We start from the raw sequence: 13,923 nt of genomic DNA on the forward strand, positions 1-13,923 counted from the left end.
CGGCTCAGTCCAGGAAGCGGTAGCCGACACCGCGGATGGTGGCGGGAATGCCGATGACGCCTGCTTCCTCCAGCTTGCGGCGCAGCTTGCTGACGTGGCTGTCCACGGTGCGCTCCTGCGCATCGCCTTCCGGCAGGCAGGTCTGGAGCAGATCCAGCCGGCTGTGCACCATGCGCGGTGCGCGCGCCATGTGTACCAGCAGACGGAACTCGGTGAGCGTGAAACTCAGAGCATGCACGTGGTCATCGGTGCGCACGGTGACTTCATGGCTGCGCAGGTCGATCTCGAACGGCCCCTGCCGGATCAGCCCGTTGGGCTCTTCTGCAATGGGCTTCGCGCTACGGCGCAGTACCGCCTGGATGCGGGCGACGATCTCGGCGGGATTGAATGGCTTGGCCACGTAGTCGTCGGCACCGACGCGCAGGCCAGTGAGCTTGTCCACGTCCTGGTCCAGTGCGGTGAGCATGATTACCGGGGTGTTGCCGCGCCGGCGCAACTCGCTCAGCACCTGCCAGCCGTCCATCTTCGGCATCTGCACGTCCAGCAGCACCAGGTCGGGGCGCAGCTGGCGGTGGCTGGTGAGGGCGGCTTCGCCGTCGGCGGCGCGGGCGCTGCGCAGCCCGGAGCGGGCCAGGTAGGCGCCGAGAATGTCGGCGATTTCGCCTTCATCTTCGGCAATGAGCACCAGGGGCGCCAGGCGCGTGCGGGCATCGGATTTCATTGCATGCTGCGGTTTCAAGTAAGGAATGGGAAACGCCGGCGACGGTGTCATCGTGGCCGTTCCAGGGTCTGCGCTTCTTCGTGGGCGGCCCAGGCCAGGGTGGCCAGCACCAGCGTGTGCTGCAGGGCGGGCGCCAGTGTTGTGGTGGCGCGCAGGTGCTGTGCGAGCAGGGTCGATACGGCCGCAGGCAGCTTGCTCCACCGCGATTGCATGCCCGTTGCGTCCACCCGGTCCTGCAGGCGACGGGCCATGCGGACCACGGCCCGCAGGCGCAGGGCAAGCAACGCAGCCACCAGGACAGCCGCCATCCCTGCTGGCATGAGGCTCACGTCAGCGGCCGAGGCGGACCAGGCCGCGAGGCCGATCAGCGACGCCGACGCCAGGGTGCCCGCGCGCGCTGAATGACCGGGGCCTTCGCTGCGGAACCACACCAGCGCGGCAGCACCGGCGCCCGCCAGCAGGGGCGGCGCCGGGTTCGCGCTGGCAAGCATCCAGGCACTGGTTGACGTCAGCACCAGCGCAAGCAGCCACGGCGAAGGCGCGCACCAGGCAAGGTAGGCGCGGCGGACATCGATGGGAGGCAGGTCTGGAAACGGGAAGGACACGGCGGCGGAGCAGTCGGCGAGGCCGACAAGGCTAGGGGCCGTTGATGGAGACTTGGTCGAGATTGTGTCGAGATTTCGTGGACGCGATCCGTGCCGTTCAGGAGGGGGGCCCGTGCCTGAACGGATGCGCGGCCTCCATGCAATCTCCACAGTGGCTCCAAGAAACATCCACCACCACCTTACAGACTGCGGCTTCTGCAGCCACATCCGGTGGCTGCGTGCATGCGAGCCTTTCGATGAACAATCGCAGGACCTGGATCATTGCCGTAATCGTTGTACTTCTTGCAGGCGGCACCGGCGGGTGGCTGTTCGTCGAAGGTGATGATGCCGCGCTGATCACGGCCCCGGCAAGGGTGGCGGACCTGGAAAAGACCGTGCAGGCCGTTGGCCGGGTCAACCCCAAGGAACTGGTGGCGGTGGGCGCGCAGGTGTCGGGCCAGGTCACGCGCCTGCATGTGGCGCTGGGCCAGCGTGTGCACGCTGGCGACCTGATTGCCGAAGTGGATTCGCAGCCGCAGCGCATCGCCCTGCGCAGCGCCGAAGCAGCTGCCAACACGCTGCGTGCCCTGCACGCGGCCAGCCAGGCGCGCTACAGCCAGGCCCTTCGCACGTACGAGCGCCAGTCGCAGCTGGTGGCATCGCGGCTGGTCTCGCAGGAAGGCTTCGAAGCGGCCCGTGTGGCGCGCGATGCGGCGCGCGCGGAGGCCGCCGCGTTGCAGGCGCAGATCGACCAGGCGGTGACCCAGGTGGAGACCGCCCGTATCAACCTCGGCTACACCCGCATCGTCTCACCGTCCGACGGCTACATCGTGGCCATCGTCACCAAGGCCGGGCAGACGCTGAACTCGATGCAGACCACGCCGACCATCGTGATGCTGGCACAGATGGACACGATGACGGTTCGCACCGAGATCGCGGAGGCCGATGTGGAACTGATCGCGCCTGGCCAACCTCTGTGGTTCTCCACGCTGGGGCCGGGCGGACGCCGCTACGAATCGCATCTGCAGCAGCTTGAACCTGCGCCGTCGTCGATTGCCGACGTGGCCACCGGCAACACCGGCGGATCGGCGCAGACGCCGAAGGCGGTGTACTACGCCGGGCTGTTTGACGTGCCCAATCCAGGCCTGAAACTGAAGCCGTCGATGACGGTGAAGGTGACGATCCAGCTGGCGCGTGCCGCCAATGCGCTGCAGGTGCCGTTGACGGCAGTGTCCGAGCGCGACGACAAGGCGGGCAACCGTGCGACCGTCCAGGTGATCGATGCCAAGGGCCGCGCGCACGAGCGGGCGGTGACGACCGGCCTGCGCACCGCGACTGCGGTGCAGATCCTGTCCGGCCTCAAGGCAGGCGAGAACGTGGTGATCGGGCAGGCGCCCAGCGGCGCGGAAGCCGAGTCCGCCAGCCTGCTGGGGATGTGAGCATGGTCGACGCGCTGCTGGAACTGTATGGCGTATCGCGCGCCTATCGCTCGGCCGCCGGCGAGGTGGTGGTGTTGAAGGACGTGTCGCTGCGCATCGAGGCGGGCGAGTTCATCGCCATCATCGGCCCGTCCGGTTCGGGCAAATCCACGCTGATGAACATTCTGGGCTGCCTGGACCGGCCAAGCGAAGGCAGCTACCGGGTGCAGGGCGCAGCAACCGAGCAGATGTCACCCGATGAGCTGGCGCACCTGCGTCGCGAGCATTTCGGCTTCATCTTCCAGCGCTACAACCTGATGGAGAACCTGAACGCCACGGAGAATGTGGCGTTGCCGGCGGTCTATGCCGGCGTGGATGCCGATGCGCGCACCGCCCGTGCGCGCATGCTGCTGGAAACGCTGGGGTTGGGTGAGCGCACCACGAACCGGCCCAGCCAGCTGTCCGGCGGCCAGCAGCAGCGCGTTTCCATTGCGCGTTCGCTGATGAACGGCGGCGCCATCGTGCTGGCCGATGAGCCGACCGGCGCGCTGGATCATGCCAGCGGCAGGCAGGTGATGGCGGAACTCAAGCGCCTGCATGCGCAGGGCCATACCGTGATCCTGGTGACCCATGATGCGGCGATCGCCGCGCACGCTTCACGCGTGATCGAGATCGCAGACGGCCAGGTCGTATCCGACCGTGGCATGGGTGATCCTGCGGTTGCACGCAGTGCCGCTGTGCCCGAGCGCCGTCCAGAACCGGCCACCGAGCGCCGCGCGCGCCTGGATGCAATCAGGGAAGCTGCACGGATGGCGGTGCGTTCGATGCTGGCCCACCGGCTGCGCACCCTGCTGACCATGCTGGGCATCATCATCGGCGTGGCTGCGGTGGTGACCGTGGTCGCGTTGGGCAAGGGCGCACAGGCACAGGTCGAGTCACAGATCAACGAACTGGGTGCCAGCACGCTGGACATCTTCCCGGGCGCGGACTTTGGTGACCCGCGCTCGGCAGAGATCGAAACGCTGGTCGTGGACGATGCCGATCACCTGGCCGCATTGAGTTACGTAGACAGCGTAAGCCCCAACCTGAGCGGTTCGGTGGCGGCACTGCAGGGCAACCGGCGCGCCAACACGCAGGTGCTTGGCGTGGGCGCTGATCTACCGCGTGTGCGCGGGCTGCGCCTGAAGGCGGGCCGGTTCTTCACCGATGCCGAGGTGGAGGCACATCGCGCGGTGGGCGTGGTCGACCAGAAGGCGGCCAAGGCATTGTTCAGCGGCAATCCGATCGGCGGCACGGTGCTGCTGGGCGGCATGCCGGTGGAAGTGATCGGCGTGGTTGGTCCCAACGCATTCGCCGGCGGAGCGACGCCGACGGTGTATGTGCCGTACACCTCCGCGTCCTCGCGTCTGCTGGGCAGCCAGCGGCTGGAGAGCATCACCGTACGCGTGCGGGATGACGTGCCAACCACCGCCGCGGAAGCCTCGCTGGGTGCGGAGCTGCAACGCCTGCACGGCCGGCGTGATTTCTTCATCTACAACGCCGACCAGATCCGCAAGGCGGTGATGAAGTCCAGCCAGACCATGGCGGAACTGGTTTCGGCCATTGCAGCGGTGGCGCTGGTGGTCGGTGGCGTGGGGGTGATGAACATCATGCTGGTGTCGGTGAGGGAGCGCGTGCGCGAGATCGGTGTGAGGCTGGCGGTGGGTGCCCGTCAGGGCGACATCCTGCGCCAGTTCCTGATCGAGGCCGTGTTGATCTGCCTGTTCGGCGGGGTACTCGGGGTGTTGTTCGCGTTGGCTGTGGGCGCCTTGTCCAGCCTGCTGTCGCTGGGGGTGCCGTTCCTGTTCACGCCTGGGCCGGTGCTCGCCGCGCTGGCATGTTCGTCTGCCATCGGGCTCGGTTTCGGCTATTTCCCGGCGCGCAGTGCCGCACAGCTGGACCCCATCCAGGCGTTGGCGGCGGAGTAGGGTCGCCCGCCGTGGCGCTACAGCGACTCAGCGCGCCTTGCCCTTTATCGGCAGGCTGCCTGGCAGGTGCGAATAGCCGCTGTCGCCCCAGTGCCGGGTGATGCGCTGGAAGAACAACGAGTTGGGCACGCGCAGCAGGCAACCACGCGCGCCTTCGCCACGATCACTCAGCGTGGTGTAGATCAGGTTGATGTCCACCACCTGACCACACAGGCCCGGCTTGTCCACGCTTTCCAGCACTTCGATGGTGTCATTGATGCGGAACGGGCGCGTGGCGACGATCAGGAACGAACAGAACAGGTTGGACAACACGCTCCATGCGGCAAAGAACGCCACCGCACCGACGGCCATGAACCCGGTCAGCGCGGTCCACAGCACCGAGCGCGAAACGCCCAGCCGCTCCAGTATCAGCAGCGCAGCCGCCAGATACAGCAGCAAAGCACCGCCGCGGTGCAGGCCCACATGAAGCTCTGGCGCCAGCCTGCCGCGCTGCCGGGCCTGCACCAGCAGCCACGCCAGTGCACGCACCATCACCCATGCGACGCCGAGGATGGCCAGCACCTCGGCCACCGGCACAACCACGCTTAGCCAATCCTCGATCCAGGCAGGCAATCCGGTCATGGAGGCTACAGCGTCGCCGCGCCGCCAGAAATGGTCAGCAGTGCACCAGAGGTATAACTGGCGCTGTCCGAAGCCAGCATCACATAGGCCGATGCCAGTTCGGCTGGCTGGCCGGGGCGGCCGAACGGCGTCTGCGAGCCGAACTGCTCGACCTCCTCGGCGGCCATGCCTGCCGGAATGAACGGCGTCCAGATCGGGCCGGGCAGCACCGCATTGACGCGGATCTGGTGCTCGGCCAGCAGGCCCGCCAGCCCCAGCGTCAGGTTGGCGACGGCGCCCTTGGTCGCGGAGTACGGAAGGATGTTCGGGGTCGGCCGCTTGGAATTGACCGACGCGGTGTTGATGATCGCGCCACCCCCGCGCAGGTGCGGGACGCACAAACGTGTCAGATTGAACACGGCATGGACGTTGGTGTCGAACGTCCGCTTCCAGTCATCCAGGGTGATGTCGTCGAAGTGCTCGTAGTAGCGCTGGTAGGCCGCGTTGTTCACCAGGATGTCGAGACCGTCCAGCTCGCTGGCCACGCGGTCCACGAGCGAGCGCGCCTGTGCCGGGTCGCTGATGTCACAGGGCACCAGCACGGCCTTGCGCCCGGCCTGTTCGATCTGCTGCTGTACATGGCGGGCATCGTCCTGCTCACCATCGAGGAACGCGATGGCAACGTCGGCGCCTTCGCGCGCAAAGGCGATGGCCACGGCTGCGCCGATGCCGCTGTCACCGCCGGTGATCAGTGCCTTCTTGCCCTGCAGCAGGCCATGGCCGCGGTAGCTGTCTTCGCCGTGATCCGGACGCGGTTGCATCTGCGTTGTCTTGCCGGGGAAGGATTGCTGTTGGGCGGGGAAGGGCGGGCGTGGGTAGTCGGGCAGGGCCATCGTCACTCTCCGGTAGGAAACCGGCGCCAGTCTCCCTCCATGCCGGTAAACGACCGGAGGGCACGGTGTCATTGCAGCGTGGACGCCTGCGCGCAGGACTTCACAACGGGTGGGCGATGGTGGTCATGATGCTGTTGGCCGGTTGCCGTGAATCCAGCCGCGTGTGCTGGACGACGATCGGCTGGTCGGATTCAACGAGGGTGGCAAAGCCGGTGCCGCGCGGCACCGGCGCCGGATCCTGCAGGTCGTTGAAGCGCAGGTGACAAGTGCGTCGCGCCGGCACGGTGACCCGGTAGGGGCCCACCGGATCACGGTCTTCGAAGTAGAGGGTCAGCGTGACATGCGCGTCCTCGTTGCCGGCATTGAGGACGCAGCAGGTTTCGTGATTCTGCATTTCCGGTGCTGGGCCGTTGCTCCAGGCTGGAATGTAACCCTCGGCGATAGCCCAGCGTCGATGCCCGATGCAGGAAGCATTCGTTTCCATGACGCCGTTTTAGCTGGAGGGGTGTTGCCATCGTGTCCAGTCCCCGCACGGAATCCGTGATGACCATCGGCTACCACGCATCGCATGAGCAGTTCCCGCCCGCCACCTTGCTGAGCCTGGCGCTGCGCGCCGAACAGGCGGGATTCGAGGCCCTGATGTGCTCCGACCATTTCCACCCATGGACGACCGCACAAGGGCAATCGGGCCACAGCTGGGTGTGGGCCGGCGCGCTGGCGGTGCAGAGCGCATTGACCCTGGGCATGGTGACCTGCCCGATGCTGCGCCAGCACCCGGCATTGGTGGCACAGGCAGCGGCGACGCTGGAGCAGTTGGCGCCGGGCCGGATCTGGCTGGCGCTGGGTACCGGCGAGGCCCTGAACGAGCGCATCACCGGCCAGCCGTGGCCAGCCAAGCGGGAGCGGCAGAAGGCGCTGCGCGATGCGGCCGAGGTGATGCGGCGGCTGTGGGGTGGCGAGCAGGTCGACCACGACGGTGGCTTCCAGGTGCGCAAGGCACGCCTCTACAGCCGACCGGCGCTTCCCCTGCCGCTGCTGGGTGCAGCGGTCACGGAGGAGACTGCACGTTGGATGGGGGGCTGGGCCGATGGCCTGATCACCATCAGCCAACCGCTGGCGCAGTTACAGCGTGTGGTGGCAGCGTTCGAGGCAGGCGGTGGCAGGAGCAAGCCGATGTACCTGCAGGCCAAGCTCTCCTACGCGCGCGCCGAACAGGCGGCGCTGGAAGGTGCGATGGAGCAATGGAGCGCCAACGTGCTGCCACCGGAACTGGCCGAAGGCCTGGACCAGCCCGAACAGTTCGAAGCACACGCCCGATCGGTAAGCGCCGAGGTGGTGCGCGAGCACGTGCATGTCTCGGCAGACCTCGGCCAGCATCGGGCCTGGCTGCAGGAACTGCAGTCACTGGGTTTCGATCGCATCTACCTGCACAACGTGAACCGCGAGCAGGACCGCTTCATCGATGATTTTGCCGAGCACGTACTTCCCGCGCTGCGTACTCAGGCGCCCTCGGCGGCCAGCCACGTATAGCCATGGCCCTGCAGGCAACAGCGGCGATCCTGCAGCCTGGCGCCGTGGCCCACCAGCGTACGCAGCGGGCCGTGCAGGGGCACCTCTACCTCAACCGGGTCGTCGCCGAAGTTGATCAGTGCCAGTGCCTGGTGGGGTGCCTCGCCGTAGCGGAGCATCAGCAGCGCAGGTGAAGGTGGGTCGAGCGTGTGAGGACCCTGCTGCAGCACGGGATGTGCATTGCGCTGCTGCAGCAGCTCGCGCACCCGCAGCAGCAGTGAGCCCGGCGTCGCGCGTTGCGCCTCGACATTCACCGTGCGGTAACCGTAGGCGCCGTCTGCCGGAGGCACGCGCCAGGCATGCCGTGGCTGATCGGTAAACCCCGCCCCTGGGCGGTCGTGCCAGTGCATCGGCATGCGCACGGCGTTGCGCTCGGGCAGTTCCAGGCAGTCGCCGAGGCCGATTTCCTCGCCATAGCGGATCACCGGCACCTGGCCCAGCGACAGCAGTGCGGCCCAGGCCATGGCCTGCCACGCGGTGTCGCCGTCCAGCATGGACGCCAGCCGGCGGCGGATGCCGCGGCGATAGATGCGCATGCCAGGTTCGGGCGCGAAGCGCTCCATCACTGCCTCACGTTCGTCCGGCTCCAGCTGCTCCAGGTCAAGCTCATCATTGTTGCGCAGCCAGGCGATGCGGGTGTGCGGCGGCGCCTGCGGTCCGTATTCGGCCATGACCCGGGCCACTTCGCTGGCGTCGCCGCGCGCGAGGGCCAGGAAGAAATGATTGTTGAGATGGAAATCGAGCAGGTGCGAAAGCCGCCGCCCCTGGCACAGGAAGTCGCCGTAGCGGGGCGCGCTGACATCCGCTTCGCCGATCAGCGGCAGGCCTGGCTGTTGCGCATCTGCCGTGGCGCGCATCGCCTCCACCAGCCACAGCCCGTCGTCGCGCGGGTCCGCGTGGCGGGCGCGCTCGACCATGTACGGGACCGCATCCACGCGGAAGCCGGCCACGCCGCGCTGCATCCAGAACGTCATCACCCGCAGTAGTTCGTCGCGTACTGGCGCATGGGCCAGCTCCAGGTCTGGCTCGTGCCGGTAGAACATGTGCCGGTTGAACGCGCCGGCCTCGGCGTCCCATGTCCAGGCAGACGCCTCGATCGGCGGGAACATCGGCTGTAGGCCGTCGTCGGGCACGTGGTCGCTCCACAGGTACCAGCGGCGCCATGCCGGGTCGCCCCGCTGCGCGGCGACGAACCATGGGTGGGCGCTGGCAGTGTGCTGCATCACCAGCTCGACGATGATGCCGATACCGCGTGCGGCGGCAGCATCGACCAGGCGCTGGAACGCCGCCTCGTCACCCAGGCGTGGATCGATGCGGTAGTGATCGGTGACATCGTAGCCACCGTCACGGCCGGCGTTGCAGTAGAACGGCAGCAGCCACAGGTGGCTGACACCGAGCCACTGCAGGTAGTCCAGCTTTTCGGTGATGCCATCCAGGGTGCCCCAGCCGCGCCCATTGCTGTCGCGGAACAGGTAGGGGTCGACCTGGTAGATCGCGCGCAGCGGACGTACCGCCATGGGGCTTCTCCAGCACCGTTCACGGGTGACCAGCCTGCTGTGCGCCGTGGCAGCGGTTCGTGAACCGAATGGCACCGCACCATGACGTGGCATCCACGGTCCCTGCATGCCTGGGCGCGCAGAGTGAATGCTCGTCCCGCTGCGCCGAGGAACCTTTGTCCATGCCCCGCCGCAAAACGCTTCGTATTGCGACGTTCAACGTCAACGGCATCGGCACGCGCCTGCCGCAGCTGCTGGACTGGCTGCACAGGGAATCGCCGGACGTGGTTGCCCTGCAGGAACTGAAAGCCACCGACGCCGCGTTTCCCGCCGCGGCATTGGAAGAGGCCGGCTACGGTGCGCTCTGGCAGGGTGAGGCGCGCTGGAACGGCGTGGCGCTGCTGGCCCGGGGCACCATGCCGGTCGAGAGCCGCCGCCGATTGCCGGGTGAACCCAAGGATACGCAGAGTCGCTACCTGGAGGCGGCGGTGCATGGCATTGTGGTGGGCGCACTCTACCTGCCGAACGGCAACCCACAGCCCGGGCCCAGGTTCGACTACAAGCTGCGCTGGATGGAACGCCTGATCCGGCATGCGCGCAGCCTGGTCGAGCTGCCGCACCCGGCGCTGCTGCTGGGTGATTTCAACGTGATTCCCACGGACGCCGACGTCTATGACCCGAAGGCCTGGCGCCGCGATGCGCTGTTCCAGCCTGAAGTGCGCGATGCCTTTGAACGACTGCTGGCGCAGGGCTGGACCGATGCGGTGCGGGAGGTGCACGGCGACGCCACGATCTATACCTTCTGGGACTATTTTCGCCAACATGCCGAGCGCGACCGTGGGTTGCGCATCGATCATCTGCTGTTGAACCCCGTACTGGCGGAGCGACTGAAGGACGCTGGCGTCGACCGTTGGGTACGCCTGCAGGAAAAGGCCAGCGACCACGCGCCGGCCTGGGTGACGGTAAGGGCTTGATCAACGCGCGGCAGGGTCTTCGCGTCGCTCGCGGCGTACCCGTGCGCGGGTGCGGTACAGGCGGCTGTCCGCTTTCTGGATGGTGTCGGCCACCGGTTCGCCAGGCGTGTTGATGGCTGCACCCATCGAGAACGCGCTGGGCGAGAGCGCTGCGTGGTCCTGGTACCAATGCTCCAGTTCGCTTAACCGGCCGTCCGCAGGCGCGACCAGTACCACCATGAACTCGTCGCCACCCAGCCGTACCACGGTCTCGTCCTTGCCCAGCGGCGAGCGCAGGAACGTGGCGAACTCGACAAGCACGGCATCGCCACGGCGGTGGCCCTGGGTGTCGTTGATGTGCTTGAAATGGTCCAGATCGAACATCACGCAGGCCCAGCGCTCGTCAATCAGTTCATCCAGCCGGTGCAGGTAACGCCGGTTGTAGCACTGGGTGAGCGGATCCTTGAAGGACATCTCGCGCAGCTGCTGCTCCTGCATCCGCAGCGCGGTGACGTCCTGGGCATGCCCCAGCACATAGGGTGGGCTGGCTTCGTTGTCGAGCACGTTGTGGTACGCCCAGTAGTGACGCGTACCATCGGCGGCAATCAGCTCGATCACGCCAGCGTCGGTGTGGTTTGCCTGGATCCGGGCGAGGTAGGCCCTGAAACCTTCACGTTTTTCCGGCGGCATCAAGTCACACAGGCTGCGCCCGATCATCTGGCTTTCCTCGAAGCCCAGCGATTGCACGGCCGCCGGATTCACCGAGGTCAATGTGCCGTCCAGCGTGTGGGTGCAGATCAGGCCCAGGCTGTAGTGGAACAGCCGACGGTAGCGGGTTTCGCTCGCTTCCAGCGCGTCCAGCGCGGCTCGTTCGTCCGTGATGTCCTGGATCGCCCCGACCAGGCGCGGATGGCCGTCGACCTGTTGCCGGCTGCCGACCACCCGGGTCCAGATCGCACGACCGTCGGCCGTGGTCATCGGTAGCTGTACTTCCCAGGAAGCGCCTTCGTCGATACAGCGCTTTACCGCAGCCTGGATGATATTGCGGCTGTCCTCGCGATAGAACGAGAGTGCGGTCTCCAACGTAGGTTCGAAGTTGCTGCGTACGCCATGCAACTGCTTGGTTTCCCGTGTCCAGCGCACCTCGTTGGTCAGCAGGTCCATCTCCCAGCCGCCTACCCGTGCGGCACGGTTGGTACGCTCCAGGAAGTCCTCGCTGCGTTTCAGCTCGCGATGCAGCGCCTTGGCCTGGCCCACCTGCGCCATCAGGGTGCTGCGCTGTTCCAGCACCTGGGTGGTGACCCGCGCCAGATGCACCATCAGTTCGCGCTGGGAGGGGGACAGCACACCGGGCATCGGGTCGAGCAGGCACAGCGTGCCGATACGTGCGCCGTGCGCCGAGCCCAGAGGGATGCCAGCGTAGTGGCGGATGCGCGGCCCACCCGTCACCAGCGGATTGGTGGAAAAGCGTGGGTCCTGGCGCGCGTCGGGTATCTCGAACAGCTGGTCCTGGCGTATGGCATGGGTGCAGAAGGAGATCTCGCGGGCTGTCTCGCTGACGCCCTCCAGGCCGATGTTGGCCTTGAACCACTGGCGGTCTTCGGCCACCACGGTGATCAGGCCCATGGTCAGGCCGGTCGCGGCGCGGGCCGCGGCGACGATGGCATCGAACACCGGCTCCGGGGGCGTATCCAACAGGTGCAGTCGTTCGATTTCGAGCAGTCGTTCGGCTTCGTCCATGGCGCTTTTCAGGGCTGGTTGGCGAGGGCGGTTGCGGCGGCTGTCTGGCGCTACGCTAGTGCGCGCGCCGTTATGTATCGCCACGGCGGGGTGATGCCGATGTGAGGTGGGCGCGCTGGCTCAGTGTTGTTGGAGCGATGCCTGCAAGGCGGCGGCCAGCGCCGCGTCTCCGGATACCAAGTCCTGCCAGCGTAGGATGATGCCCTTGCGTCGCCCCTTCTCAACCAGCTTGAGGCCTTCGGGGTCCACGGTGAGGGTATAGGGGAGGCCATCAATGTGCACTTCGCGGCGCAGTGGTTTGTCGAGCGGGGTCATCATCGTTTCCTCGCAGGGGCGGAAGCGCGACGTGGCTGGATCGATACGTGACGGTGATCACGGATGTGCCATCGCCAGGGGAAATCAACAGCGCGGCTGATGCCGATGCGGGGCCCGACCACTGGATCCTCCGGGGGCCGCACGCCATCGCTGGCGATGACAATGCCGTGGCTGCCAGTCACCAGGTCGGCGCCGTCGAAACTGCGGTCCAGCCCGAATGCCTGCGAGAGCTTGCCGGGGCCGCTGGCCAGATCGTGGTCCCGGCGCGCGGCGGGGCGCAGCTCGTGCATGCGCTCAAGGCCCGCCGGCGGCTCGACGGCCCGCAGCAGCACCGCCACCCCTTCACCGACCTCTCCGCAGACCACGTTGCTGCCCCAGTGCATGCCGTAGGTGAAGTAGACATACAGGTGCCCGGCCTCACCGAACATGCTGGCCGTGCGCGGCGTCTGCCCGCAATAGGAGTGCGCCGCCGGATCGGCGCTGCCCGCGTACGCTTCGACTTCAACGATGCGACCCGTTCGGCCATCGTCACGGACCAGAAGTTTGTTGAGCAGCTCGGGCGCAACCTCGACGGGTGGGCGCCGGTAGAAGCTGCGGGGGAGGATCTGAAGAGCGGCGGGCAACCAATCCGGCACGGTAGAGGCAGGCTCGGGCAAACGGTGATGGCACTGTGGCACCAAACAGGTGAAACGGGCGCAGACGCAGTGTCATTCCTGCGCAGGCGGAGCGGCCAGTGCCGCTCTCCGTGCGGCATAGACCTCCGGTGTCTGTGGCTTGATGAACAGCGCCACCAGCTCCGGATATTCGCGCTTCACGGCTGATTCGATGCGGGTGATGCACGCCTCGATCTGGGGTGTCTTCCGGTCATCCTCGAATTCCGCGCTGAGCATGGCCACGACCTGTTCGGGGCCCATCTGCATGGTGGTCACGCCATTGGCGCGGCGCAGGTCCGGATCGGTTTCGGCCACGGCCATGATCCGCTCAGCCACCGCAGGATGGGCCGGCTCGCCCACCAGCAGTCCCTTGGTTTCGCGTGCGAGAAGAAAGGCGGTGGCGGCAAGCACGCCGGCGATGCACAGCGACGCCACACCATCAAGCACCGGCATGTCCAGGACCTGGGCGGCCACGAGCCCGATCAGTGCGAAACCCAGGCCCAGCAGGGCCGCGCTATCCTCCAGCAGCACGGTAAAGGTGGAAGGATCCTTGCTGCGGCGGAACGCTTCGAAGTAGCCGAGCTTGCCCTTGGTGCGCCGGAACTCGCGCAGCGCCACCCACCATGAAGCCCCTTCGAACAGGATGGAGATGCCCAGCACGCTGTAGCTCAACGCGTGGTTGGTGGCCGGCTCCGGCTGGCGGATGTGCTGGATACCTTCGTAGGCCGAAACGCCGGCGCCGGCAGCGAACACCAGCAAGGCGACGATGAAGCTCCAGAAGTACAGTTCGCGGCCATAGCCGAACGGATGTACCGGGTCCGGCGCCTTGCCGGCGCGACGCAGCCCGTACAGCAGCAGCACCTCGTTGAGGGTGTCGACCAGCGAATGCACGCCCTCGCTGAGCATGGCCGAGCTGCCGGAGATGCCGGCGGCAATGAACTTGGCGATGGCAATGGCCAGGTTGCCCGCGAGGGCGGCATAGATGACCAGGCGGGAACCAGTGGGGGCAGACAT

The 13,923-nt window shown here is 66.9% G+C and carries 14 protein-coding genes; 4 read left to right on the plus strand and 10 right to left on the minus strand.

Annotated elements, in window-relative coordinates; translation table 11 throughout:
• Positions 1–4 precede the first annotated feature (4 nt).
• Positions 5–721: a response regulator gene (locus N5D45_RS00540; RefSeq protein ID WP_019337245.1), complete on the minus strand. Its 717-nt coding sequence runs from the start codon at positions 719–721 to the stop codon at positions 5–7.
• Positions 722–768: 47 nt separating this feature from the next.
• Complete coding sequence (locus N5D45_RS00545; RefSeq protein ID WP_237707003.1) at positions 769–1,236, minus strand: hypothetical protein; 468 nt, start codon at positions 1,234–1,236, stop codon at positions 769–771.
• 326 nt (positions 1,237–1,562) lie between these two features.
• Between N5D45_RS00545 and N5D45_RS00550 the strand changes: the two genes are divergently transcribed.
• A complete protein-coding gene (locus tag N5D45_RS00550) occupies positions 1,563–2,744 on the plus strand; it encodes an efflux RND transporter periplasmic adaptor subunit (RefSeq protein WP_228354555.1) in 1,182 nt (393 codons plus the stop codon).
• Positions 2,745–2,746: 2 nt separating this feature from the next.
• Positions 2,747–4,690: a MacB family efflux pump subunit gene (locus N5D45_RS00555; protein WP_279938358.1), complete on the plus strand. Its 1,944-nt coding sequence runs from the start codon at positions 2,747–2,749 to the stop codon at positions 4,688–4,690.
• 27 nt (positions 4,691–4,717) lie between these two features.
• Here the strand turns inward: N5D45_RS00555 and N5D45_RS00560 are convergent, their stop codons facing one another.
• The 3 genes from N5D45_RS00560 to N5D45_RS00570 all read right to left on the minus strand — a co-directional run bounded on the left by N5D45_RS00560 (position 4,718) and on the right by N5D45_RS00570 (position 6,667).
• Positions 4,718–5,311, minus strand: a complete 594-nt coding sequence (locus N5D45_RS00560; protein ID WP_057504001.1) for a mechanosensitive ion channel domain-containing protein — start codon at positions 5,309–5,311, stop codon at positions 4,718–4,720.
• A 5-nt stretch (positions 5,312–5,316) separates the two neighbouring features.
• Positions 5,317–6,183, minus strand: a complete 867-nt coding sequence (locus N5D45_RS00565; RefSeq protein WP_049450793.1) for a glucose 1-dehydrogenase — start codon at positions 6,181–6,183, stop codon at positions 5,317–5,319.
• 100 nt (positions 6,184–6,283) lie between these two features.
• Positions 6,284–6,667 carry a sensory rhodopsin transducer gene (locus N5D45_RS00570; RefSeq protein WP_279938359.1) on the minus strand — a complete coding sequence of 128 codons (384 nt, stop codon included), beginning with the start codon at positions 6,665–6,667 and terminating at the stop codon, positions 6,284–6,286.
• Positions 6,668–6,726: 59 nt separating this feature from the next.
• Between N5D45_RS00570 and N5D45_RS00575 the strand changes: the two genes are divergently transcribed.
• Positions 6,727–7,713, plus strand: coding sequence for a TIGR03885 family FMN-dependent LLM class oxidoreductase (locus N5D45_RS00575; RefSeq protein ID WP_164191178.1), 987 nt, complete (start codon positions 6,727–6,729; stop codon positions 7,711–7,713).
• Here the strand turns inward: N5D45_RS00575 and N5D45_RS00580 are convergent.
• Positions 7,683–9,269, minus strand: a complete 1,587-nt coding sequence (locus N5D45_RS00580) for an alpha-amylase family glycosyl hydrolase (protein ID WP_164191180.1) — start codon at positions 9,267–9,269, stop codon at positions 7,683–7,685. The two genes, N5D45_RS00575 and N5D45_RS00580, sit on opposite strands and share 31 nt — an antisense overlap.
• Positions 9,270–9,430: 161 nt before the next feature.
• On the opposite strand from N5D45_RS00580, the gene N5D45_RS00585 reads away from it, so the two are divergent.
• Positions 9,431–10,222: an exodeoxyribonuclease III gene (locus N5D45_RS00585; protein WP_057504005.1), complete on the plus strand. Its 792-nt coding sequence runs from the start codon at positions 9,431–9,433 to the stop codon at positions 10,220–10,222.
• On the opposite strand, the gene N5D45_RS00590 is transcribed toward N5D45_RS00585, so the two are convergent.
• The 4 genes from N5D45_RS00590 to N5D45_RS00605 form a co-directional block, all read right to left on the minus strand.
• A complete protein-coding gene (locus tag N5D45_RS00590) occupies positions 10,223–11,941 on the minus strand; it encodes a diguanylate cyclase (RefSeq protein ID WP_164191183.1) in 1,719 nt (572 codons plus the stop codon).
• 120 nt (positions 11,942–12,061) lie between these two features.
• Complete coding sequence (locus N5D45_RS00595; protein WP_134957701.1) at positions 12,062–12,256, minus strand: hypothetical protein; 195 nt, start codon at positions 12,254–12,256, stop codon at positions 12,062–12,064.
• On the minus strand, positions 12,256–12,891 hold the full coding sequence (locus N5D45_RS00600) for a DNA-3-methyladenine glycosylase (RefSeq protein WP_164191189.1): 636 nt from the start codon (positions 12,889–12,891) through the stop codon (positions 12,256–12,258). Before N5D45_RS00600 ends, N5D45_RS00595 begins: the two co-directional genes overlap by 1 nt.
• A gap of 72 nt (positions 12,892–12,963) precedes the next feature.
• The gene (locus N5D45_RS00605) at positions 12,964–13,923 is read right to left on the minus strand and encodes a cation diffusion facilitator family transporter (protein WP_057504007.1); all 960 of its coding nucleotides are present in this window, start codon (positions 13,921–13,923) and stop codon (positions 12,964–12,966) included.

It is taken from the genome of Stenotrophomonas sp. GD03819 (assembly GCF_029841665.1).
Lineage (GTDB): Bacteria > Pseudomonadota > Gammaproteobacteria > Xanthomonadales > Xanthomonadaceae > Stenotrophomonas > Stenotrophomonas geniculata.